The organism is Rahnella sp. Larv3_ips, from assembly GCF_003697865.1.
Taxonomy (GTDB): Bacteria; Pseudomonadota; Gammaproteobacteria; order Enterobacterales; family Enterobacteriaceae; genus Rahnella; species Rahnella rivi.
Window position 1 is genome coordinate 318,705 of the sequence record NZ_MJIB01000021.1, and the last position, 22,404, is coordinate 341,108.

21 protein-coding genes are annotated in these 22,404 nt (G+C 51.7%); 14 read left to right on the plus strand and 7 right to left on the minus strand.

The features are described from left to right. Positions 1–65: 65 nt before the first annotated feature. The 7 genes from rbsR to kup form a co-directional block, all read right to left on the minus strand. Positions 66–1,076: a ribose operon transcriptional repressor RbsR gene (gene rbsR, locus ED901_RS20955; protein ID WP_122097116.1), complete on the minus strand. Its 1,011-nt coding sequence runs from the start codon at positions 1,074–1,076 to the stop codon at positions 66–68. Continuing rightward, a complete protein-coding gene (rbsK, locus tag ED901_RS20960) occupies positions 1,077–2,006 on the minus strand; it encodes a ribokinase (protein WP_122097117.1) in 930 nt (309 codons plus the stop codon). A 70-nt stretch (positions 2,007–2,076) separates the two neighbouring features. Next, positions 2,077–2,967 (minus strand): ribose ABC transporter substrate-binding protein RbsB, encoded by an 891-nt coding sequence (rbsB, locus tag ED901_RS20965; RefSeq protein ID WP_056775977.1) that lies wholly within the window; start codon positions 2,965–2,967, stop codon positions 2,077–2,079. A 23-nt stretch (positions 2,968–2,990) separates the two neighbouring features. Continuing rightward, a complete protein-coding gene (gene rbsC / locus ED901_RS20970) occupies positions 2,991–3,962 on the minus strand; it encodes a ribose ABC transporter permease (protein WP_056775976.1) in 972 nt (323 codons plus the stop codon). A 6-nt stretch (positions 3,963–3,968) separates the two neighbouring features. Beyond that, positions 3,969–5,474: a ribose ABC transporter ATP-binding protein RbsA gene (gene rbsA, locus ED901_RS20975; RefSeq protein ID WP_122097118.1), complete on the minus strand. Its 1,506-nt coding sequence runs from the start codon at positions 5,472–5,474 to the stop codon at positions 3,969–3,971. Between the two features lie 7 nt (positions 5,475–5,481). Beyond that, the gene (gene rbsD, locus ED901_RS20980) at positions 5,482–5,901 is read right to left on the minus strand and encodes a D-ribose pyranase (protein WP_112165437.1); all 420 of its coding nucleotides are present in this window, start codon (positions 5,899–5,901) and stop codon (positions 5,482–5,484) included. Positions 5,902–6,115: 214 nt separating this feature from the next. Beyond that, positions 6,116–7,984: a low affinity potassium transporter Kup gene (kup, locus tag ED901_RS20985; protein WP_112165435.1), complete on the minus strand. Its 1,869-nt coding sequence runs from the start codon at positions 7,982–7,984 to the stop codon at positions 6,116–6,118. Positions 7,985–8,251: 267 nt separating this feature from the next. Here kup and ravA point away from each other — a divergent pair, with 267 nt between their 5' ends. From ravA to atpD, 14 genes are all read left to right on the plus strand, one after another. After that, positions 8,252–9,760 (plus strand): ATPase RavA, encoded by a 1,509-nt coding sequence (gene ravA / locus ED901_RS20990; RefSeq protein ID WP_122097119.1) that lies wholly within the window; start codon positions 8,252–8,254, stop codon positions 9,758–9,760. A gap of 2 nt (positions 9,761–9,762) precedes the next feature. Then, on the plus strand, positions 9,763–11,238 hold the full coding sequence (gene viaA, locus ED901_RS20995) for an ATPase RavA stimulator ViaA (protein ID WP_056775968.1): 1,476 nt from the start codon (positions 9,763–9,765) through the stop codon (positions 11,236–11,238). 14 nt (positions 11,239–11,252) lie between these two features. After that, positions 11,253–11,714, plus strand: a complete 462-nt coding sequence (asnC, locus tag ED901_RS21000; protein ID WP_056775967.1) for a transcriptional regulator AsnC — start codon at positions 11,253–11,255, stop codon at positions 11,712–11,714. An 88-nt stretch (positions 11,715–11,802) separates the two neighbouring features. After that, on the plus strand, positions 11,803–12,246 hold the full coding sequence (gene mioC / locus ED901_RS21005; protein ID WP_056775965.1) for an FMN-binding protein MioC: 444 nt from the start codon (positions 11,803–11,805) through the stop codon (positions 12,244–12,246). Positions 12,247–12,625: 379 nt separating this feature from the next. Beyond that, complete coding sequence (mnmG, locus tag ED901_RS21015) at positions 12,626–14,515, plus strand: tRNA uridine-5-carboxymethylaminomethyl(34) synthesis enzyme MnmG (protein WP_056775964.1); 1,890 nt, start codon at positions 12,626–12,628, stop codon at positions 14,513–14,515. Positions 14,516–14,646: 131 nt separating this feature from the next. Then, positions 14,647–15,267: a 16S rRNA (guanine(527)-N(7))-methyltransferase RsmG gene (gene rsmG / locus ED901_RS21020; RefSeq protein ID WP_122097121.1), complete on the plus strand. Its 621-nt coding sequence runs from the start codon at positions 14,647–14,649 to the stop codon at positions 15,265–15,267. Positions 15,268–15,915: 648 nt separating this feature from the next. Beyond that, the gene (gene atpI, locus ED901_RS21025) at positions 15,916–16,314 is read left to right on the plus strand and encodes a F0F1 ATP synthase subunit I (RefSeq protein WP_056775962.1); all 399 of its coding nucleotides are present in this window, start codon (positions 15,916–15,918) and stop codon (positions 16,312–16,314) included. A gap of 22 nt (positions 16,315–16,336) precedes the next feature. Continuing rightward, positions 16,337–17,119, plus strand: a complete 783-nt coding sequence (gene atpB, locus ED901_RS21030; protein ID WP_056775961.1) for a F0F1 ATP synthase subunit A — start codon at positions 16,337–16,339, stop codon at positions 17,117–17,119. Positions 17,120–17,169: 50 nt separating this feature from the next. Next, positions 17,170–17,409 carry a F0F1 ATP synthase subunit C gene (gene atpE / locus ED901_RS21035; protein ID WP_004093904.1) on the plus strand — a complete coding sequence of 80 codons (240 nt, stop codon included), beginning with the start codon at positions 17,170–17,172 and terminating at the stop codon, positions 17,407–17,409. Positions 17,410–17,474: 65 nt separating this feature from the next. Continuing rightward, positions 17,475–17,945: a F0F1 ATP synthase subunit B gene (gene atpF / locus ED901_RS21040; RefSeq protein ID WP_056775959.1), complete on the plus strand. Its 471-nt coding sequence runs from the start codon at positions 17,475–17,477 to the stop codon at positions 17,943–17,945. 14 nt (positions 17,946–17,959) lie between these two features. Then, positions 17,960–18,493: a F0F1 ATP synthase subunit delta gene (atpH, locus tag ED901_RS21045; protein ID WP_056775957.1), complete on the plus strand. Its 534-nt coding sequence runs from the start codon at positions 17,960–17,962 to the stop codon at positions 18,491–18,493. 12 nt (positions 18,494–18,505) lie between these two features. Continuing rightward, positions 18,506–20,047 carry a F0F1 ATP synthase subunit alpha gene (gene atpA, locus ED901_RS21050; RefSeq protein ID WP_122097122.1) on the plus strand — a complete coding sequence of 514 codons (1,542 nt, stop codon included), beginning with the start codon at positions 18,506–18,508 and terminating at the stop codon, positions 20,045–20,047. Positions 20,048–20,118: 71 nt separating this feature from the next. Beyond that, on the plus strand, positions 20,119–20,982 hold the full coding sequence (gene atpG, locus ED901_RS21055) for a F0F1 ATP synthase subunit gamma (RefSeq protein ID WP_056775955.1): 864 nt from the start codon (positions 20,119–20,121) through the stop codon (positions 20,980–20,982). 32 nt (positions 20,983–21,014) lie between these two features. Then, positions 21,015–22,397, plus strand: coding sequence for a F0F1 ATP synthase subunit beta (gene atpD, locus ED901_RS21060; RefSeq protein WP_056775954.1), 1,383 nt, complete (start codon positions 21,015–21,017; stop codon positions 22,395–22,397). Positions 22,398–22,404: the final 7 nt, after the last annotated feature.

Below are 22,404 nucleotides of genomic sequence, written 5' to 3' on the forward strand. Positions count from 1 at the left end.
AGCGCCTGACCGATGCCATTCTTGCCAGCGATGCCAATGCGGCACTGCTGGCCTGTCAGCGTCTGTTACTTAGTGACCAATGACCCTACGGACTGACGCACAACCAGTTCCGGCGTAAGTACCAGGACTTGCGGTTCCGCCTCCGGGTCCTGCAGGCGATGCAAGAGGGCATCGACAGCGAGTTCACCCAGCGAATCTTTCGGCTGATGGATAGTCGTCAGCGGTGGCATCATATATTGCGCCAGCTGGATATCATCGTAGCCGATGACAGCCACATCGTCAGGCACACGTAATCCGCGCTGGTAGAGAGCCTGATAGGCGCCGACGGCCATGGCATCATTTCCGGCAAACACTGCATGAGGCGGTTCGGGGAGTGCCAGCAGTTTTTCCATCGCCGGGACGCCACCTTCGAATTCAAAATCTCCACTGACTTCATAGCCCGGTAAAATTGCCAGGCCAGCGTTGTTCATCGCCTGACGGTAACCATTAAGCCGTTCCTGCGCTGTCGTTTTATCCAGCGGCCCGGTGATACAAGCGATTTTACGATAGCCCTGACGGATCAAATATTCCGTCGCCATCTCTCCTCCCAGCAGGGCATTGTCCTGAATGACGTCATTCGCGCCGTCAAACGGCGACCAGTCCATCATTACTATGGGTAAAGAAGGATAGCGGCTGATGGCATCTTTCGAAGGCCGGTGATTTTCGGTGCACATTAATAGCAGGCCATCGACCCGCTTTTGCAGAAGAGTTTCCAGGCTGCGATTCATGCGCTCGGCATCGCCGTCGGTATTGCACAAGATCAGGCTGTAACCACGTTCATAACAACTGCGTTCAACCCCCCGCACCACTTCTGAATAAAACGGGTTACTGCTGGCGGTCAACAACATGCCTATAGTGCGGGTCTGATTCAATTTAAGACTGCGGGCAAGGGCTGAAGGCGCGTAATTGAGCTGTTCTACGGCGGCATTCACTTTGCCGGCAATAGCTTCACTGACAAAACGATTTTTGTTGATGACATGAGAAACGGTAGAGGTTGAAACGCCCGCGAGGCGGGCGACATCTTTCATGGTGGCCAATCAGGCCTCCTGCTGTGCGAGAAAATCGTCTATTTCTTTACGCCACGGAACAGAAGGTTGCGCACCGGGACGCGTCACGGCAATCGCTGCCGCGGCGTGAGCAAAACGTACCGCGCTGTCCATCTGCTTGCCCTCGAGCAAAGCGGTCACTAAGGCGCCATTAAAGGTATCACCAGCCGCAATGGTATCGACGGCTTTCACACGGAAACCTGCGACTAACTTCCCTTCACCGTTCTGACTCAACCAGACGCCTTTACTCCCCAGCGTAATAATGACGGTCGCAATACCTTTGTCATGCAGGGCTTTTGCAGCACGTGCGGCATCTTCATTATTGTCGACGTTAATACCGGTCAGCTTTTCAGCTTCGGTTTCATTCGGAGTGATGATATCCACCCGCGAAAGCAATTCGTCCGGCAATTCACAAGCCGGTGCAGGGTTAAGAATCACCTGAGTGTCGTGTTCTTTGGCTATTTTCGCCGCCGCAATCACCGTGTCTAACGGGGATTCCAGTTGCATTAATAAAGCCGAGGCTTCGATGACCTGCTGTTTGTAACGATCGAGGTACTCAGGCGTGACGGCATTATTCGCCCCGGCATCAATACCAATAACGTTCTCACCTTCCGCATTCACAAAAATCAGCGCAACGCCGGTGGTGGCATCCTTGATGGCTTCAACCGGGTGCGTATCAATCTGGTCACTGGCCAGTTGTTTGCGAACCCGTTCGCCAATATCGTCGTCTCCCACACAGGCAATAAACGAAATATCTGCGCCACTGCGGCCGGCGGCTACCGCCTGATTCGCACCTTTACCGCCGAAAGCTACGGTGTATTGCTTACCGATCACCGTTTCGCCCGGTTGCGGGAAGTGGTTGATATTCAGAATGTGGTCAGCGTTGATACTGCCGAGTACCACCAGTTTGCCTGTCTTCATGTGGAAATCCCTGAGTTTAAAGAGCGCCTCCCGTCAGGAGGCGCTTGTTACAGCATCAATCATGCGGATTTTACGGCTGAGCAACCAGTTTCAAATCAACCGGGATAACCGCCGGGACTTTTTCGCCTTTCAGCACTTTATCGGCAGTCTGAACACCGATCACGCCAATTTGTTCCGGACGCTGTGCCACGGTCGCGCCCATTTTGCCGCTGTTTACCGCTTTAATACCGTCTTCAGTGCCGTCGAAGCCGACAACCAGAACGTCAGTTTTACCGGCAGTTTGCAGAGCACGCAATGCACCCAGCGCCATTTCGTCATTCTGAGCGAACACGGCCTGCACGTCCTGATGCGCAGTCAGCAAGTTCTGCATAACGTTCAGACCTTTGGTACGGTCGAAGTCAGCAGGCTGGCTGGCGAGGATCTGGAAATGGTGTTTTTCAGCTGCCTGAGCGAAACCTTTACCACGTTCACGGGCAACGGACGTCCCCGCAATCCCTTCCAGTTCGATGACTTTGGCGTTTTCGCCCAGTTTTTTCGCGATGTAATCACCGGCCATTTTCCCGCCGAAGGCGTTATCAGAAGCGACATGGCTGGCAACAACCCCTTTGGTTGCCTGGCGGTCAAGGGTGATCACCGGGATTTTGGCCTGGTTTGCCATTGCTACGGCGTTGCCTACGGCATCAGAATCGGTCGGGTTAATCAGCATCAGCTTCGTGCCACGAACGGTCAGATCCTGCACGTTCGCGAGTTCTTTCGCCGGGTTATTCTGAGAATCGAGAACAATCAGGTTGTAGCCCAGTTTGTCGGCTTCTTTCTGCGCGCCATCTTTCATGGAAACGAAGAACGGGTTGTTCAGCGTTGAAACGACCAAGGCAATAGTGTCTTTCGCCATCACGTTAGCACTGAAAGAAGCGGTGATCGCTGCGGCGGAAACCCAGACAGCCAGTTTTTTCATATTCATGGTCATAAGTCCTGTAGGAGAGTTTATTTGTTGCTTTTGTTATCCACCAGAACCGCCAGCAGAATGACAACTGCTTTCACGATCATCTGGTAGTAGGAAGAAACACCTAATAAGTTCAAACCGTTATTCAGGAAGCCAAGGATCAGTGCACCGATCAGCGTTCCAACAATGCGTCCTTTACCCCCGGACAGGCTGGTTCCCCCCAGAACAACAGCGGCAATCGCATCCAGCTCGTAACCGGTACCCGCGTTAGGCTGCGCAGAAGACAGGCGTGCCACTTCGATGATACTGGCCAGAGCGGCTAACAAACCACACAGGGAGTAGACGATAATTTTAACTTTATCAACGCTGATACCTGACAGGCGCGTCGCGGATTCATTACCGCCCAGCGCGTAGATATAGCGCCCTAACCGGGTGTGATGCAGCATGTACCAGGCTGCAATAAACACCACGGCCATCAGCCAGACCGGTGTCGGAATACCCAGCGGGCGACCGATACCAAACCAGCCAAAGACATCTGCCACATCATTAAAACCGGTGCTGATCGGGCTGCCGTTGGTGTACACCATCGTGATACCGCGCAACAGCAGCATCATGACCAGCGTGGCGATGAATGCCTGCACTTTACCCTTGGCGACAATCATACCGGTGACGCCGCCCACCGCCGCCCCCAGCGCCAGCGCGGCGCCGACGGCTACAAAGGCATTCACTTCCAGCCCGACAATCGAGGCGGCAACCGCACCGGTCAGCGCCAGCAAAGAGCCGACGGATAAATCAATGCCCGATGTCAGGATCACAAGCGTCATGCCCACGGCCATAATGGCGTTAACGGAGGTTTGCTGAAGAATGTTAAACAGGTTATTCACTGTGAAGAAATTCGGGCTCATTGAAGAGACAACGGCAATCAACACCAGCAGCGCAATCAGAGACTTCTGCTCCAACAACCACTCTTTACTGATCCAGCGCTTTTTGGCTGATAATGTCTGAGAACTCATATCTGATTACTCCTGCGTCACGCGGTATTGCTTGCCGACAGCGGCTGCCATCAACACTTCTTGCGTAGCCTGTGCTATCGGGAATTCACCGCTTAAATGACCTTCGTGCATCACCAGAACCCGGTCACTCATGCCAATGACTTCAGGCATTTCTGAGGAAACCAAAATGATGCTTAGCCCTTCGCGCTTGAACTGGTTAATAAGCTGGTAAATTTCTTTTTTTGCACCGACGTCAACGCCGCGCGTCGGTTCGTCGAGGATCAGGACTTTTGGCTGCGTCATTAATCCGCGGGCAATCGCCACTTTTTGCTGATTACCACCGGAGAGCAGGCCAATAGGCTGCATCATCGATGGCGTTTTAATATTGAAGAGACGAATGAAATCTCCGACAGCCTGTTGTTCATCAGCATGTTTGAGACGTCCGCCGCCGTGGCTGAAATAACGCAGCGCTGTCAGCGACATGTTCTCTTTCACTGACATTCCAAGCACTAAACCATCACGTTTGCGGTCTTCGGAAATGTAAACGATGCCGTTCGCCAGCCCGTCCTGCGGTGAGTGAGTCACCACTTCGCGGCCATCCAGTGAAACGTTGCCACTTTTGCGCGGCAACGCGCCATACAGGATTTTCATCAGTTCGGTACGACCCGCCCCCATCAACCCGGAAACGCCGAGGATTTCGCCGCTGTGCAGATCAAAGCTGACGTTATCCACGCCCGGCCCGCTGACATTACGCACCTGCAAACGCAGCGCACCGCGTTCATGACTAATGCGGGGATATTGTTCTTCGAGGCGACGGCCAACCATCATTTCAATCAGCGTGTCTTCCTCCAGCGAAGTGACCGGACGCTCAGCGATGAACTGCCCGTCGCGGAAAACGGTGACGTCGTCGCAGATTTCAAAGATTTCTTTCATACGGTGGGAGATATACACCACACCGCAGCCAGCCGCTTTCAGCTCACGAATGACGCTGAACAGAGAGGCGGTTTCGGTATCGGTCAGGGCATCCGTCGGTTCATCCATAATGATGACTTTGGATTCAAAGCTCAGCACTTTGGCAATCTCGACCATTTGCTGGTCGCCGATGGATAAATCCCCCACCAGCCGGTTGCTTTTGTAACGCAGATTCAGGCGCGCCAGCAGTTTATCGGCCTCGGCATACATCTTTTTCCAGTTGATGCGGCCAAAACCGTTCACAAACTCGCGGCCAAGGAAGATATTCTCGGCAATGGTCAGTTGAGGGATCAGGTTTAATTCCTGATGGATAATGCCGATCCCGGCTTCCTGCGACGCTTTCGGACCGTTAAACACCGTTTCCTTTCCGAGGAAATGCACTGAACCGGCATCTTTTTGATAGATGCCGGTCAGCACTTTCATCATCGTGGATTTACCCGCGCCGTTTTCACCCACCAGCGCCATGACACGTCCCGGATAAACGCTGAGCGCCGCGCCGGAAAGTGCTTTTACGCCGGGAAAGGCTTTATCAATCCCTGTCAGTTGCAGCAAAGGTTGCATAAAGGCCTCAGAAGGTTACGCCGGCACACAGGATCACATTCGCGTACGGCGAACATTCCCCGCTGCGGATGACAGCCCGACTTTTTTCGGTTTGCGCTTTGAATGCCTCATGGCTGACGTAATCCAAAGCAATGGTGTTTCCCTGGTGTTGTTCGAGTTGTGTCAATCGGGCGAGTAACGCTTCATGGAGTTGAGGATTTTTCGTGAGGATTTCCTCTGCGAGGATAGCCCGCTCAACCTGCATCTCGTGTGTCACTACCTCTAAGACTTGTAAAAAGGTGGGAACTCCCTGGGTTAGCGCCAGATCGATGCGCTGGCAAGCTGCTGGCACCGGAAGTCCGGCATCGCCAATAACCAGCTGATCGGTATGACCTAACCGGGCAATAACAGTTGAGATTTCGGCATTTAACAGCGGTGACTTCTTCATTTTGACTCCTACAGCGAAACGTTTCGCTCACGGATGAGTTTATGAAAATGTCCGCACAAGGCAACGAAGATGTGATGGAATTGTGATCAGCGTCGAAACGTTTCGCTGAATGATTCAGAAATCAGAGGGCAATTTGAGTTAGTCGTTTCAGAAAGGATTACGCGCAAACAAAACAGGGTACCCGAAGGTACCCTGTCAGAGACTCAAATGAACGTCAGATTTCCACCTGAGTACCCAGTTCGATAACGCGGTTCGGCGGGATCTCAAACTGATCTGGCGCGCGCAGGGCGTTTCGGCTCAGGGCCATAAACAGCTTACCGCGGAAGTAGAGATACCAAGGGCGCTTGGTCAGGATCAGCGATTCGTGCGACATAAAGAACGACGTTTCCATCATCCGGCACGGCAACCCTTCCAGACCGCAGCGATGGAAGATCTCTTCCACATTTGGCGTTTCTTTAAATCCGTAACTCGCCACCACCCGCCAGAACGTCGGCGACAATTGCTCGATGGTGACGCGCCGGACGTTATGCACATAAGGCGCATCTTCCGTTCGCAGCGTCAGCAAGACCACCCGCTCATGCAGCACTTTGTTGTGCTTGAGGTTGTGCAGTAAGGCAAAAGGAATGACGTTGATGGCACGGGACATGTAGACAGCGGTGCCCGGAACACGAACCGGCGGCGATTTCTCCAGAGAAGCGATCATTGCCTCGAGAGAATTCCCGTGTTCGTTCATGCGGCGCATAAGACGGAAGCGCTCGCTTTTCCAGGTGGTCATCACGATAAACATGCACAAACCGAGCGTCAGCGGCAACCAGCCACCGGAGAACAGTTTCGTGGCATTCGCGGCGAACAGTGGAATATCCATAAACAGCAGACCGATCAGCAAAATCCCCACCAGGAACGGTTTCCAGTGCCAGTTTTTCAGCGCCACCGTGCAGGAGAGAATGCTGGTCAGCACCATGGTGCCGGTCACGGCGATACCGTACGCCGCCGCCAGATTGCTTGAGTGCTCGAAGCTGGCGATAACGATAACCACCGCGAAATACAGCAACCAGTTTATGGCCGGGATGTAAATCTGACCCGCTTCCATTTCCGAGGTGTGGATGATGCGCATTGGCGGTAAGTAGCCCAGTCGCACAGCCTGACGCGTCAGGGAGAACACACCGGAAATCACCGCCTGAGAAGCGATGATGGTCGCTAACGTGGCTAAAACCAGTAACGGAATCAACGCCCAGTCAGGAGCCAGCAGGAAGAAGGGGTTTTTGATCGCTTCCGGATTTTTAAGCAGCAGCGCGCCCTGACCGAAATAGTTCAGAACCAGAGACGGCAATACCACGGTGAACCAGGCCAGACGGATCGGGAATTTCCCGAAGTGACCCATATCGGCATACAGCGCTTCCACACCGGTAATCGACAGAACCACCGCGCCGAGTGCCAGGAAGGAGAAGGATTTATGCTCAATAAAGAAGTTAACTGCCCACATCGGGTTCATGGCACGCAGCACTTCCGGGTTCTGCATGATGCTGTTCACGCCAAGAACCGCAAGCGTCAGGAACCACACCAGCATGACCGGGGCAAAAAGTTTACCCACGATACCGGTACCGTGTTTCTGAATAATGAAAAGCAACGTCAGGACAGTAATAGAAAGAGGAACGATGTAAGGATCAAGGGACGGTGCCGCGATCTCCAGACCTTCCATCGCGGAAAGCACTGAGATGGCCGGCGTGATCACCACTTCACCATAGAAGAAGCTGCCCCCGATGAGGCCGAGGATCACCAGAACCGCCGTGGTACGTGAGGACGTATTCCTGCCCGCCAGAGACATCAGCGTCAAAATACCGCCTTCGCCCGCATTGTCCGCCCGCATCACATAAGTGAGGTATTTGAGCGACACAATCAGGATCAGCATCCAGAAAATCAGAGAAAGAAAACCAAATACGACGCTAGGCTCAACATTGAAACCATAGTGTCCGGAAAAACACTCTCTTAAGGTATAGAGAGGACTGGTACCAATGTCGCCATAGACCACACCAATGGCGGCCAGGGTTACTGCTGGGAGTGACCGTTTATGTTCAGTGCTCATATTTCGTTTCTTTTTTGCTCGAACATCCGTAAGCGATGCGTGCGCTCAGTCCAATGATGCCCACTAAAAGGCGCACAGTATGCACGAATAAATCAGATTGCCTACCCTTAAATGTGCAGCTAAACCGGCGTTCAGATGAACGAGGTCACAATTCTGATAATAGAAAATTTTTAGTAATCAACAAGCTATACAGTGAAAAATAATCATGGCTTATCGCTGCGAGCCAGTACACTATTCAATATCTAAATGGAAACCGGAAGAGACAGTATGGCGCAATCTCCCCTTCTGGCAGAACGGATCGCCCGTCTTGCTAACGCACTGGAACATGGCTTGTACGAACGACAGGACGCCATTCGTTTATGCCTGCTGGCCGCACTGTGCGGTGAAAGCGTTTTTCTGCTGGGCCCGCCGGGCATTGCGAAAAGTTTGATCGCCCGTCGTCTGAAGTATGCCTTCCGCCATGCACGCGCCTTTGAATATCTGATGACGCGATTTTCCACGCCGGAAGAAGTCTTTGGTCCGCTCTCGATTCAGGCCCTGAAAGATGAGGGCCGTTATCTGCGTCTGACCGAAGGGTATCTGCCGGAAGCAGAAATCGTCTTCCTGGATGAGATATGGAAAGCGGGTCCCGCCATCCTCAATACCTTGCTGACTGCGATTAACGAACGTCGCTTTCGTAATGGCGAACGCGAAGAGGCGATCCCTTTGCGTTTGCTGGTCAGCGCATCCAATGAATTGCCCGAAGCCGACGGCAGCCTGGAAGCGTTATACGACCGCATGCTTATCCGTTTGTGGCTCGATAAGGTACAGGATAAGCAAAATTTCCGCTCCCTGCTGACCAGCAGGACTAACGAAAGCGCCAATCCGGTGGCTGAATCTCTGAGCATCAGCGATGAAGAGTATCAGCAATGGCAAGGCGAGATAGATAAAGTCAGTCTGCCGGACGAGTGCTTCGAACTGATATTCCAGCTTCGTCAGCGCCTTGATGCCCTTGATACAGCGCCGTATGTGTCGGATCGGCGCTGGAAGAAAGCCTTGCGTCTGTTGCAGGCCTGCGCCTTTTTCAGCGGACGGAACACCATCACACCTGTCGATTTGATCCTGCTGAAAGACTGCCTTTGGCATGACCTCAATACCTACCATCTTCTGCAAACTCAGATTGAACAGCTGATCACCGAGCAGGCTTATCATCAGCAAACACTCCTGATGAAAATCCAGCAACTGGATCAGCAATGGATGCAATATCAGCAGCAACAAAGCTCGCGCCAGTCGATCAAACTGAGCAAAAAAGCCGGAATTTTCAGCCGGAAACCTCAGCACAGCCTGCCAGACACTCTTTCCGCCAGCAGCCTGACGCTGTTGTTGCAAACGCCTTTGCACCTGCATGAAATCAAAGTCACGCATCTGCTCTTCGACCACAAGGCGCTGGAAGAGTGGCTCAATAAAGGCGGCATCCTGAAAGCCAAACTGAACGGTATTGGTTTTGCGCAAACTCTTGATGCTGAGATTGATGATAAACAGCAACTGCTGGTGCTGGACGTCAGCCGTCAAAGCACGCCGCTGACGTTGCCGGGCAATGAACATATCGCCGTGCCTGACGAAATGAAGAATACGCTGAGCGATCTGACGGCAAAACTGACCCGGCAGCGGCAGGAATTCAGCCAGCAGCAAAACTGTCTGTTTGTACCGGCAGAATGGATGGCAAAAATCGAAGCCAGTCTGTTGCAGGTCACCGAGCAGTTACGCCATCAGCAACAGACGTTCAGCGGACACTAACCATGTTCAGCCTGGAATCTCTGGATCTGCTGCTGGCTATCAGCGAAACGGAAATCATCGAAGAACTTATTGTGGGGCTTCTGGCCGCGCCTGCGCTGTCAGTGTTTTTCGAGAAGTTTCCCCGGCTGAAGCGCGCACTGACCAAAGATCTTCCTGAATGGAAGTTACGGCTGCGTCAGAGGATCCACGAAACGCCCGTACCGCCGGATCTGGCGAAAGAATTCTACCTTTATCAGCACTGTCAGCAGAGGGATGTCACCACCTTCCAGACCGGGCTACCGGCACTTATTGATGAGTTAATCCGCCTCAATTCGCCTTTCACCACTGAAGCCCGCACGTTACAGGAAAACAATGAAGCCTCGCGTACGGCGCAGACCGGTAACAGTTTTCAAACGCTGTTTCTTCAGCGCTGGCGCCTGAACCTGACCTTCCAGACGGTGAACGTTCATCATCAGTTACTGGAACAGGAACAGGAGAAATTGCAGGAAGAATTACTGCAACGGCTGGAACTCAGCAGCGAGCTGTCTCCTTTATTAGCGGAGAACGATACCGCGGCAGGCCGTCTGTGGGACATGAGTAAAGGAAAGCGCCTGCGCGGTGACATTCAGTCACTGGCGCGCTTCGGTGCGTTCCTGCAACAGCAGCCTGAACTGATGCGTCTGGCCGAACAACTCGGACGCAGCCAGACGGTCAAAACCAGTCCACATGAAGATGCTAAAATGGAGACGCACCGCCTGATGGTGCGCGAACCCGCTACGGTGCCGGAAGAAGTGAATGGCATCCATCAGAGCGATGATATCTTGCGACTGATGCCCACCGAACTGGGCACGCTGGGGATCCCCGAACTGGAGTTCGAATTTTATCGCCGTTTGCTGGAAAAACGCCTGATGACTTACCGCCTGCAAGGCGACGTCTGGCGCGAGAAAGTGGTAAAGCGCCCGGTGGTGCATCAGCAACAGGAACCACAACCGCGTGGCCCGTTTGTGGTGTGCGTGGACACTTCCGGTTCTATGGGCGGCTTCAATGAACAGTGTGCGAAAGCTTTTTGCCTGGCGCTGCTGAGAATTGCTCTTGCGGATAACCGTCGCTGCTACATCATGTTGTTTGCCAGTGAAGTGATCCACTATGAACTGACGTCCAGCGGCGGACTGGATCAGGCACTGCGTTTTCTCGGCCAGCATTTTCGCGGTGGTACCGATCTGGCGGCCTGCCTGAGTGCCACATTGGACAAGCTAGCCTCGCCGCAATGGCACGATGCTGATGCTATTGTAATCTCAGATTTCATCGCCCAGCGGCTGCCTGACGAAGTGCAAAAGAAAGTCAAAATGCTGCAAAAGGAAAAGCAGCATCGTTTCCACGCCTTAGCGATGTCACATTATGGAAAGCCCGGGATCTTGCGTATCTTCGATCATATCTGGCGCTTTGATACCGGCGTTAAAAGCCGCGTGCAGCGCCGCTGGCAAAGAAACTCACCTTAAAGAGAAAGATAACCATGTCAGAAATTTATCAGCTCGATGAGCTGGATCGCGGGATCCTTAATGCATTGATGGACAACGCCAGGACGCCTTACGCCGAACTGGCAAAGGTCTTCACCGTCAGTCCGGGAACCATCCACGTACGCGTTGAGAAGATGAAGCAGGCGGGCATTATTACCGGCGCGCATATCACTGTGAACCCCAAACAGCTCGGCTACGACGTGTGCTGCTTTATCGGCATTATATTAAAGAGTGCCAAGGACTATCCTTCAGCCCTCAAAAAGCTGGAAAGCATCGAAGAAGTGGTCGAAGCGTATTACACCACCGGTCACTACAGTATCTTCATTAAGATCATGTGCCGTTCCATTGATTCCCTGCAACACGTACTTATCAACAAGATCCAGACCATAGACGAGATCCAGTCCACTGAGACACTGATCTCCCTGCAAAACCCCATCACACGTACTATCCAGCCCTGATCACTGATTTCTATCCCCCTATTATCCACAGGTAGATCCCAGCTCATTCACAGCGTACAATGTCTTCCTTTTCTCGGGTGAGAGTTCTATGGCTGACATAACCCTGATCAGTGGCAGTACGCTTGGCAGTGCCGAATATGTTGCCGAACACGTGGCAGAGAAGCTGGAAGAAGCAGGTTTCTCCACACAGACGTTTCATGGCCCGGAGCTGTATGAAGTGCCTTCAGAAGGGATCTGGCTGGTGGTGTGCTCTACGCACGGAGCCGGTGAGTTACCGGATAACCTGCAACCCTTCATGGAACAGCTGGAAGATCAGCAACCGGATCTGTCGAATGTTCGTTTTGGTGCCTTAGGTTTGGGCAGCAGCGAATACGATACCTTCTGCGGTGCGATCAACGCGCTGGATCAGAAACTGACCTCATTAGGGGCAAAACGGATCGGCGATCGTCTTGAGATCGACGTGACTCAGCATGAAATTCCTGAGGATCCCGCAGAGGTTTGGGTGATCAATTGGATTAATTTACTCAAATAAGTGTAAATTTCAGGCGATCAGATGTGGATAACTATGCTTTAAAGCAGTGTAAAACCCGTAGTTATCCCTCTAACAACTGCTGTACGCTTTTCAGGCTGTGCATAACTCTCAATTCTGATCCCAGCTTATACTGTCCAGGATCACCGATCATTCACAGCATTCGATCCTTCTTAGCATACTGATCTTCATAGACAAAAATGACTTATGCACAGAGGATCGCGATCCTAATAGAAGTATTAATAAGAGATCTTTAAATAAAAAAGATCTTCTTTTAATTAGGGAAGATCCTCCGGGGCTTGTGGAAGCTCTAAACTTGAGTAGAATCCCTCCTCCCAACGCCATACAAAGAAAGTTCGCTTGAACGCTGAGGTGCAGTCGCATGTTTTATCCGGATCAATTTGACGTCATTATCATCGGTGGAGGTCATGCAGGTACTGAAGCTGCCATGGCTTCTGCACGAATGGGACGCCAGACCTTGTTGTTAACCCACAATATCGACACGCTGGGACAGATGTCGTGTAACCCGGCAATTGGCGGGATCGGGAAGGGACATCTGGTTAAAGAAGTGGACGCTCTCGGCGGGTTGATGGCCACAGCGATCGACCATGCGGGCATTCAGTTTAGGATACTAAACGCGAGTAAAGGCCCGGCCGTCAGGGCAACACGTGCCCAGGCTGACCGTGTGTTATATCGCCAGGCGGTACGTACGGCATTAGAGAATCAGCCAAACCTGATGATCTTCCAACAGTCCGTCGAAGATCTCATTGTGGAAAACGATCGCGTGGTTGGCGCCGTGACCAAAATGGGTCTGAAATTCCGCGCGAAAACTGTCGTACTGACCGTCGGAACATTCCTTGATGGCAAGATCCACATCGGTCTGGAAAACTACAGCGGTGGCCGTGCCGGGGATCCTCCTGCGATCTCCCTTTCTCAGCGCCTGCGTGAATTACCGCTACGCGTAAACCGCCTTAAAACCGGGACACCTCCGCGTATCGATGCTCGCTCAATTGATTTCAGCGTACTGGCTCAACAGCACGGTGATAATCCTGCACCGGTATTCTCTTTCATGGGCAACGCGTCGCAACATCCGCGCCAGATCCCGTGCTACATGACCTATACCAACGAAAAAACCCATGACGTGATCCGTAATAATCTGGATCGCAGCCCGATGTATGCCGGGATCATCGAAGGGATCGGCCCGCGTTACTGCCCGTCGATCGAAGATAAAGTAATGCGTTTTGCCGATCGTAATTCTCATCAGATCTTCCTTGAACCGGAAGGCCTGACCAGCAACGAAGTTTATCCGAACGGAATTTCAACCAGCCTGCCTTTCGATGTTCAGATGCAGATCGTACGTTCCATGCAGGGTATGGAAAATGCGGTGATCGTTCGTCCTGGCTACGCCATTGAGTACGATTTCTTTGATCCGCGTGATTTGAAACCGACGCTGGAAAGCAAATTCATCGCAGGCCTGTTCTTTGCCGGACAAATCAACGGCACCACAGGCTACGAAGAAGCAGCAGCCCAGGGCCTTCTGGCGGGTATGAACGCAGCACGCAGCGCCACTGAAGATGAAGGCTGGGCCCCACGCCGCGATCAGGCGTACCTGGGGGTTCTGGTCGACGATCTGTGTACGCTGGGCACTAAAGAACCGTACCGCATGTTTACCTCACGTGCTGAATACCGTCTGATGCTGCGTGAAGACAACGCTGATTTACGTCTGACGGAAAAAGGCCGTGAACTGGGCCTGGTCGACGATGTGCGTTGGGCTCGCTTTAACCAGAAACTCGAAATGATCGAACAAGAACGTCAGCGTCTGCGTGGTATCTGGGTAAATCCTCATCACGCGCAGGTGGAAGAGATCAATGCACACTTGTCAGCTCCGCTCTCAAAAGAAGCCAGCGCGGAAGAACTGCTGCGTCGTCCGGAAATGACTTATTCGCTGATCACAACGCTGTCCCCCTTTGCGCCATCAGTCCCTGATGCAGAAGCCGCTGAGCAGGTTGAGATTCAGATCAAGTACGAAGGTTACATTGCCCGTCAACAGGAAGAGATTAACAAACAGCTGCGAAATGAGAATACGGTGCTGCCTGCCGATCTCGATTACCGTCAGGTGAACAGTCTGTCTAACGAGGTGATCGCCAAGCTTAATGATCACAAGCCGACATCGATCGGTCAGGCTTCGCGGATCTCCGGTATTACTCCGGCTGCAATCTCCATTTTGCTGATCTGGCTGAAAAAACAAGGCTTGCTGCGTCGCAGCGCCTGAGTCACCTCTCTGATAACCGCCCTGTTGCTCTAACGGGCGGTTAAATCCTGCTTTTCCCGCCTTTCTGGCTGCTTTATCATTCCCCCACCGGGCTGTTCCCGGAATACCGACTCTGTCAGAGGATTTTCACTGTGCAAAAGAAACTGGACTCGCTGCTTGCTGCGGCAGGAATAGCGTTACCCGATCAGCAAAAACACCAACTGATTGCCTATGTTGAACTGCTGCATAAGTGGAACAAAGCCTACAACCTGACATCCGTGCGTGATCCGATGCAAATGCTGGTGCGACATATTCTGGACAGCATTGTGGTGAACGAGCATTTACAGGGCAGCCGTTTTATTGATGTCGGCACAGGCCCGGGCCTGCCAGGCATTCCTCTCGCCATCGTTCGCCCTGATTCACACTTTACGCTGCTGGACAGCCTGGGTAAGCGCGTACGCTTCCTGCGCCAGGTTCAGCATGAACTGGGGCTGCAGAACATCACACCGGTCCAAAGCCGGGTTGAAGAGTTTGACTCTGAACCCCCATTCGATGGCGTCATAAGCCGTGCCTTCGCCTCGTTGCAGGATATGTTGTCCTGGTGCCACCATTTACCGAAGAAAGGGCAGGGGCGTTTCTATGCGCTGAAGGGCGTGTGCCCCGATGATGAGCTCGCCGCCTTACCCGCCGGTATCACACTGGAAAGTGTGGTGAAACTGCAGGTACCGGAACTTGACGGAGAACGGCATCTGATAATTCTTAATGCAAACTAAAGTTGAGAATTATCAATTAATCCTTAAAAAATGTGTGTGTTATCAGAGTAAAAATGAGCAGGCTAATTAAATAGCGGTGACTTTCTACAAATCACCGGTTTTTTACACACTGATAGCATTTTTGCGACGTTTTATTTTAATCCGTACCGAGATAGTCACTTGTGAAATTTAATCGGCATTGAACGACTGATATTCAACTTGTAATGAAAATGTTGTTATTTGTTGGGTAGATGTATCAATGAAGGGTGTCTATTTTTAAATAAGATGTTTTCTCAATCGCAAATTTCTTAACATGATGATTTATAACATCTTTAAAAAGCCGGTTTAGCTAAAGACAATCCGGACGCCCAGGGTATATAAAAGGGCTCCGGTTAATTATGTGATCCAGTGCACGCTTCTTTGTCGGGGGATGAAATAACCGAAGCAAAGTAAAAAGGGCAAATTCAGCTATAGTTTCGTTATCAAAATAGTGATGAAGAGGAAAATTTAAATAATTGTTCACCTTTTCGCTACTTATCCATTGAATTCGTTCCTGTGCACCGTATAATTTGCTCGGTTTTTGCTGCTTGACTCAAAACAGTAAAGGCAGTGATATACGGCATTCAGCATACCTCCAGCTAGGTACTTGATACGGAGAGAACAAACGTCATGTCTGTATCCGGTATTTTACACAGTACGCAAAGTGTGAAGGTTGCCAGAAAGCTGTTACTACTGCAGTTATTGACCTTTGTTCTGCTCAGTGCAGTATTTGGTTTCAAAAGCCTGGAATGGACCCTTTCCGCTCTTATGGGTGGGTTGGCCGCCTGGGTACCAAATGTACTGTTCATGCTGTTTGCATGGCGCCATCAGGCGCAAACAACGGTCTCTGGACGGGTTGCCTGGTCCTTTGCTATCGGAGAAGCGCTGAAGGTGCTGGTGACGATAATCTTCATGATTATTGCTCTTGGCCTGTTCAAGGCGGCTTTCGCTCCGTTGGGGTTGGCCTATTTATCGGTGTTGATGACTCAGATTTTGGCACCGGCCGTCATTAACAGTTACCGTACTTAACTACTAAAGGGTAAGAGGCATCATGTCTGCATCAGGAGAAATCTCTACTCCACAAGAGTATATCGGTCACCATCTGACTCAGCTTCAGATAGGGACGGGATTCTGGTCGATTAACATCGATTCGATGTTTTTCTCCGTGTTCCTCGGAGTACTCTTTCTGGTTATCTTCCATCGCGTCGCTAAAAATGCCACCAGTGGTGTTCCGGGGAAACTGCAAACGGCCATCGAGCTGGTTGTCGGCTTCGTCGATAGCAACGTGCGTGACATGTATCACGGCAAAAGCAAAGTCATTGCGCCTTTAGCTCTGACTGTCTTCGTCTGGGTGTTCATGATGAACATGATGGATTTGCTGCCAATCGATTTGCTGCCCTTCATCGGCGAGCACATCTTTGGTCTGCCAGCGTTGCGTGTGGTTCCTACGGCTGACGTGAACATCACGTTGTCCATGGCACTTGGCGTATTCATTCTGATTCTTTTCTATAGCATTAAGATGAAAGGCGTTGGCGGTTTCGTTAAAGAACTGACAATGCAGCCATTCAATCATCCGGTTTTCATTCCGATTAACCTGATTCTTGAGGGTGTCAGCCTGCTGTCTAAACCAGTTTCACTGGGTCTGCGACTGTTTGGCAATATGTATGCGGGTGAGTTGATCTTCATCCTTATTGCTGGCCTGCTGCCGTGGTGGTCACAGTGGATTCTGAGTGTGCCTTGGGCCATTTTCCACATCCTGATCATTACGCTGCAAGCTTTTATCTTCATGGTTCTGACGATTGTCTATCTCTCGATGGCATCTGAAAAACACTGATTTTTCTTTCAACACTACTGCGTTTTAACTGAAACAAACTGGAGACTGTCATGGAAAACCTGAGTATGGATCTGCTGTACATGGCTGCCGCTGTGATGATGGGCCTGGCGGCAATCGGTGCTGCAATCGGTATCGGCATCTTGGGTGGTAAATTTTTGGAAGGTGCTGCACGTCAGCCTGACCTGATCCCTCTGTTGCGTACACAGTTCTTTATCGTTATGGGTCTGGTCGATGCAATCCCAATGATTGCTGTTGGTCTGGGTCTGTACGTGATGTTTGCTGTCGCTTAACACTGAGCTTGCTCACGGTTAAACGAACTACATCAAATATTTCACTTTGAAAGAGGCATTGTGCTGTGAATCTTAACGCAACAATCCTCGGCCAGGCTATCGCGTTTGTCCTGTTTGTCCTGTTCTGTATGAAGTACGTGTGGCCGCCAATTATGGCTGCCATCGAAAAACGTCAGAAAGAAATTTCTGAAGGTTTGTCTTCTGCTGAACGTGCCAAAAAAGAGCTGGACTTAGCGCAAGCCGATGCGACCGACCAACTGAAGAAAGCCAAAGCTGAAGCTCAGGTAATCATCGACCAGGCGAACAAGCGTAAAGCACAGATCGTCGACGAAGCGAAGACCGAAGCCGAGCAGGAACGTAACAAGATCGTAGCGCAAGCTAAGGCAGAGATTGACGCCGAACGCCAACGTGCACGTGAAGAGTTGCGTAAACAGGTCGGGATTTTGGCCATTGCTGGCGCCGAGAAGATCATCGAACGTTCCGTGGATGAAGCTGCTAACAGCGACATCGTTGATAAACTGGTCGCTGAACTGTAAGGAGGGAGGGGCTGATGTCTGAATTTGTAACTGTAGCTCGCCCCTACGCCAAAGCAGCTTTTGACTTTGCCGTTGAGCACCAAAGCTTAGATCGCTGGCAGTCTATGTTAGCGTTCACGGCTGAAGTCACACGCAATGAAATGATTGAAGAGCTGCTTTCCGGTGCGACTGCACCAGAAACGCTGTCCAAGACGTTTATTGCTGTATGTGGTGAACAACTCGACGACGCAGGCCAGAACCTGATTAGGGTGATGGCTGAAAATGGACGTTTACGCGTTCTTCCGGAAGTGTTGCAGCAGTTCATCGAACTGCGCGCCTCTCTAGAGGCTAGTGCTGAGGTTGAAGTCACTTCAGCAAGTCCACTTTCGGAAGAACAGCAGGCAAAAATTGCTGCTGCTATGGAAAAACGTTTGTCTCGCAAAGTTAAGCTGAATTGCAAAATTGACAAGTCTGTTCTTGCCGGTGTCATTATCCGTGCAGGTGATATGGTGATTGATGGCAGCGTTCGCAGTCGTCTAGAACGCCTGGCAGACGTCTTGCAGTCTTAAGGGGACTGGAGCATGCAACTGAATTCCACCGAAATCAGCGAACTGATAAAGCAGCGCATTGCTCAGTTCAATGTAGTGAGCGAAGCTCACAATGAAGGTACTATCGTTTCCGTCAGTGACGGGATCATCCGCGTGCACGGCCTGGCCGATGTCATGCAAGGGGAAATGATTGCGTTGCCGGGTAACCGTTACGCTATCGCCCTGAACCTGGAGCGTGACTCTGTAGGTGCCGTTGTTATGGGCCCTTACGCAGACCTCGCCGAAGGGATGAAAGTAAAATGTACAGGTCGTATCCTGGAAGTTCCGGTTGGCCGTGGCCTGTTAGGTCGCGTTGTTAACACCCTGGGTGCACCTATCGACGGTAAAGGTCCGGTAGAGCATGACGGCTTCTCAGCTGTCGAAGCAATCGCACCTGGCGTTATCGAACGTCAATCCGTAGACCAGCCTGTGCAGACAGGTTACAAATCCGTTGATGCCATGATCCCAATCGGTCGTGGTCAGCGTGAACTGGTCATCGGTGACCGTCAAACCGGTAAAACAGCTCTGGCGATCGATGCGATCATCAACCAGCGCGATTCCGGCATCAAATGTATCTATGTGGCTATCGGCCAGAAAGCGTCCACCATTTCTAACGTGGTACGTAAACTGGAAGAGCACGGCGCACTGGAAAACACCATCGTTGTTGTTGCGACTGCATCAGAATCTGCTGCACTGCAATACCTGGCACCGTACTCCGGTTGCGCAATGGGTGAATACTTCCGTGACCGCGGCGAAGACGCACTGATCGTTTATGATGACCTGTCTAAACAGGCTGTTGCTTACCGTCAGATTTCCCTGTTGCTTCGTCGTCCACCAGGTCGTGAAGCTTACCCAGGCGACGTTTTCTATCTCCACTCCCGTCTGCTGGAACGTGCTGCGCGTGTTAACGCCGAATACGTTGAAGCATTCACTAAGGGTGAAGTGAAAGGCAAAACCGGTTCCCTGACTGCGCTTCCGATCATCGAAACGCAAGCGGGCGACGTTTCCGCGTTCGTTCCGACCAACGTAATCTCGATTACCGATGGTCAGATCTTCCTGGAATCCAACCTGTTTAACGCCGGTATTCGTCCTGCGGTTAACCCGGGTATCTCGGTATCTCGTGTTGGTGGTGCTGCTCAGACCAAGATCATGAAAAAACTGTCCGGTGGTATTCGTACCGCACTGGCACAGTATCGTGAACTGGCTGCGTTCTCCCAGTTCGCTTCCGATCTGGATGAGGCAACCCGTAAACAGCTGAACCACGGTCAGAAAGTGACTGAGTTGCTGAAACAGAAACAATACGCACCGATGTCAATCGTGGCGCAGTCTCTGATCATCTTCGCAGCAGAACGTGGTTATCTGGAAGACGTTGAGTTGTCCAAAGTCGGTAGCTTCGAAGCGGCACTGTTGGCGTTTGCCGACCGTGAGCACGGCGAGCTTCTGCAGCAAATCAACCAAACTGGTGCGTATAACGATGAGATCGAGGGTAAATTCAAAAAAATCCTCGATACCTTCAAAGCAACCCAGTCCTGGTAACACTAAGCGGCCTTGCTGCCCTGCTTAAGGCAGATAAGCAGCAGGCCGTTTGGTCATGAGGAGAAGCAGAGATGGCCGGCGGAAAAGAGATACGTAGTAAGATCAGCAGCGTGCAAAACACGCAAAAGATCACTAAAGCGATGGAAATGGTCGCCGCCTCCAAAATGCGTAAAACGCAGGAACGTATGGCGGCCAGCCGTCCTTATGCAGAAACCATTCGTGAAGTGATTGGTCACCTTGCGTTAGGTAATCTGGAATATAAGCACCCTTACCTGGATGAGCGTGAAATTAAGCGCGTCGGGTATCTGGTGGTGTCTACCGACCGTGGTCTTTGTGGTGGTCTGAACATTAACTTGTTCAAAAGGCTGCTTGCAGAGATGAAAGGCTGGTCCGAAAAAGGTGTCGAAGTTGATCTCGCCCTGATCGGTTCCAAAGCAGCCTCTTTCTTCGGCTCCGTGGGTGGCAACGTTGTTGCTCAGGTCACTGGCATGGGGGATAACCCTTCTCTGTCAGAACTGATCGGACCGGTAAAAGTGATGCTGCAGGCTTTCGACGAAGGTCGTTTAGACAAGTTATGCGTTGTCAGCAATAAATTCGTCAATACCATGTCTCAGGAACCACGCATCGTACAGCTGTTGCCTCTGCCACCGGCAGAAGACGGCGCACTGGCGAAAAAATCCTGGGATTACCTGTATGAGCCGGACCCTAAAGCACTGCTGGATACCCTCCTGCGTCGCTATGTGGAATCCCAGGTTTATCAGGGCGTCGTAGAAAACCTGGCCAGCGAACAGGCCGCGCGAATGGTAGCGATGAAAGCCGCAACCGATAACGGCGGCAGCCTGATCAAAGAGCTGCAGTTGGTATACAACAAAGCTCGTCAGGCCAGCATCACTCAGGAACTCACCGAGATCGTCGGGGGAGCCTCCGCGGTTTAAGCTAGGTTTACGAATTACGTAGAGGATTCAAGATGGCTACTGGAAAGATTATCCAGGTAATCGGCGCCGTGGTGGACGTCGAGTTCCCTCAGGATGCAGTACCGAATGTGTACAATGCTCTTGAGGTAGAAAACGGTACCTCCAAACTGGTGCTGGAAGTTCAGCAGCAGTTGGGTGGCGGCGTTGTTCGTTGTATCGCAATGGGTACATCAGATGGCCTGCGTCGCAATCTGAAAGTGAACAACCTGGAACACCCAATTGAAGTTCCGGTTGGTGTAGCGACTCTGGGTCGCATCATGAACGTATTGGGTGAACCAATCGACATGAAAGGTGAAATCGGCGAAGAAGAACGTCGTTCAATTCACCGTCCGGCCCCTTCTTATGAAGAGCTGGCGAACTCCCAGGAATTGCTGGAAACCGGTATCAAAGTTATGGACCTGATGTGCCCGTTCGCTAAGGGCGGTAAAGTCGGTCTGTTCGGTGGTGCGGGTGTAGGTAAAACGGTAAACATGATGGAGCTGATCCGTAACATCGCGATCGAGCACTCCGGTTATTCAGTGTTTGCTGGCGTGGGTGAACGTACTCGTGAGGGTAACGACTTCTACCACGAAATGACCGACTCCAACGTTATCGACAAAGTTTCCCTGGTCTATGGCCAGATGAATGAGCCACCAGGCAACCGTCTGCGTGTGGCACTGACCGGCCTGACCATGGCGGAGAAATTCCGTGATGAAGGTCGTGACGTCCTGCTGTTCATCGATAACATCTACCGTTACACCCTGGCCGGTACTGAAGTGTCCGCACTTCTGGGCCGTATGCCTTCTGCGGTAGGTTATCAGCCAACACTGGCGGAAGAGATGGGCGTTCTGCAAGAACGTATCACCTCAACTAAAAGTGGTTCTATCACCTCCGTACAGGCCGTTTACGTCCCTGCGGATGACTTGACTGACCCATCTCCAGCCACCACCTTCGCTCACTTAGATGCGACCGTGGTACTGAGCCGTCAGATCGCGTCTCTGGGTATTTACCCGGCGGTTGACCCACTGGATTCCACCAGCCGTCAGCTGGATCCACTGGTTGTTGGTCAGGAACACTATGATGTGGCTCGTGGCGTGCAGTCCATTCTGCAACGTTACCAGGAACTGAAAGACATCATCGCGATCCTGGGTATGGACGAGTTGTCAGAAGATGACAAACTGGTTGTATCCCGTGCGCGTAAGATTCAGCGTTTCCTGTCCCAGCCATTCTTCGTGGCCGAAGTCTTTACCGGTTCTCCGGGCAAGTTCGTATCGCTGAAAGATACCATTCGTGGTTTCAAAGGCATTATGGACGGCGACTACGATCACCTGCCGGAACAAGCGTTCTACATGGTTGGCACCATTGAAGAAGCAGTGGAAAAAGCCAAGAAACTGTAACGCTAGT

Excerpts from the sequence above, each read along its gene's own strand:
- kup (WP_112165435.1), bottom strand. The coding sequence starts at position 7,984 with ATGAGCACTGAACATAAACGGTCACTCCCAGCAGTAACCCTGGCCGCC.
- ravA (WP_122097119.1), top strand. The coding sequence starts at position 8,252 with ATGGCGCAATCTCCCCTTCTGGCAGAACGGATCGCCCGTCTTGCTAAC.
- asnC (WP_056775967.1), top strand. The coding sequence starts at position 11,253 with ATGTCAGAAATTTATCAGCTCGATGAGCTGGATCGCGGGATCCTTAAT.
- rbsD (WP_112165437.1), bottom strand. The coding sequence starts at position 5,901 with ATGAAGAAGTCACCGCTGTTAAATGCCGAAATCTCAACTGTTATTGCC.
- rbsC (WP_056775976.1), bottom strand. The coding sequence starts at position 3,962 with ATGAGTTCTCAGACATTATCAGCCAAAAAGCGCTGGATCAGTAAAGAG.
- atpG (WP_056775955.1), top strand. The coding sequence starts at position 20,119 with ATGGCCGGCGGAAAAGAGATACGTAGTAAGATCAGCAGCGTGCAAAAC.
- atpI (WP_056775962.1), top strand. The coding sequence starts at position 15,916 with ATGTCTGTATCCGGTATTTTACACAGTACGCAAAGTGTGAAGGTTGCC.
- mnmG (WP_056775964.1), top strand. The coding sequence starts at position 12,626 with ATGTTTTATCCGGATCAATTTGACGTCATTATCATCGGTGGAGGTCAT.
- rbsA (WP_122097118.1), bottom strand. The coding sequence starts at position 5,474 with ATGCAACCTTTGCTGCAACTGACAGGGATTGATAAAGCCTTTCCCGGC.
- rbsB (WP_056775977.1), bottom strand. The coding sequence starts at position 2,967 with ATGAATATGAAAAAACTGGCTGTCTGGGTTTCCGCCGCAGCGATCACC.
- mioC (WP_056775965.1), top strand. The coding sequence starts at position 11,803 with ATGGCTGACATAACCCTGATCAGTGGCAGTACGCTTGGCAGTGCCGAA.
- atpD (WP_056775954.1), top strand. The coding sequence starts at position 21,015 with ATGGCTACTGGAAAGATTATCCAGGTAATCGGCGCCGTGGTGGACGTC.
- viaA (WP_056775968.1), top strand. The coding sequence starts at position 9,763 with ATGTTCAGCCTGGAATCTCTGGATCTGCTGCTGGCTATCAGCGAAACG.
- atpH (WP_056775957.1), top strand. The coding sequence starts at position 17,960 with ATGTCTGAATTTGTAACTGTAGCTCGCCCCTACGCCAAAGCAGCTTTT.
- atpA (WP_122097122.1), top strand. The coding sequence starts at position 18,506 with ATGCAACTGAATTCCACCGAAATCAGCGAACTGATAAAGCAGCGCATT.
- rbsK (WP_122097117.1), bottom strand. The coding sequence starts at position 2,006 with ATGAAGACAGGCAAACTGGTGGTACTCGGCAGTATCAACGCTGACCAC.
- atpB (WP_056775961.1), top strand. The coding sequence starts at position 16,337 with ATGTCTGCATCAGGAGAAATCTCTACTCCACAAGAGTATATCGGTCAC.
- atpE (WP_004093904.1), top strand. The coding sequence starts at position 17,170 with ATGGAAAACCTGAGTATGGATCTGCTGTACATGGCTGCCGCTGTGATG.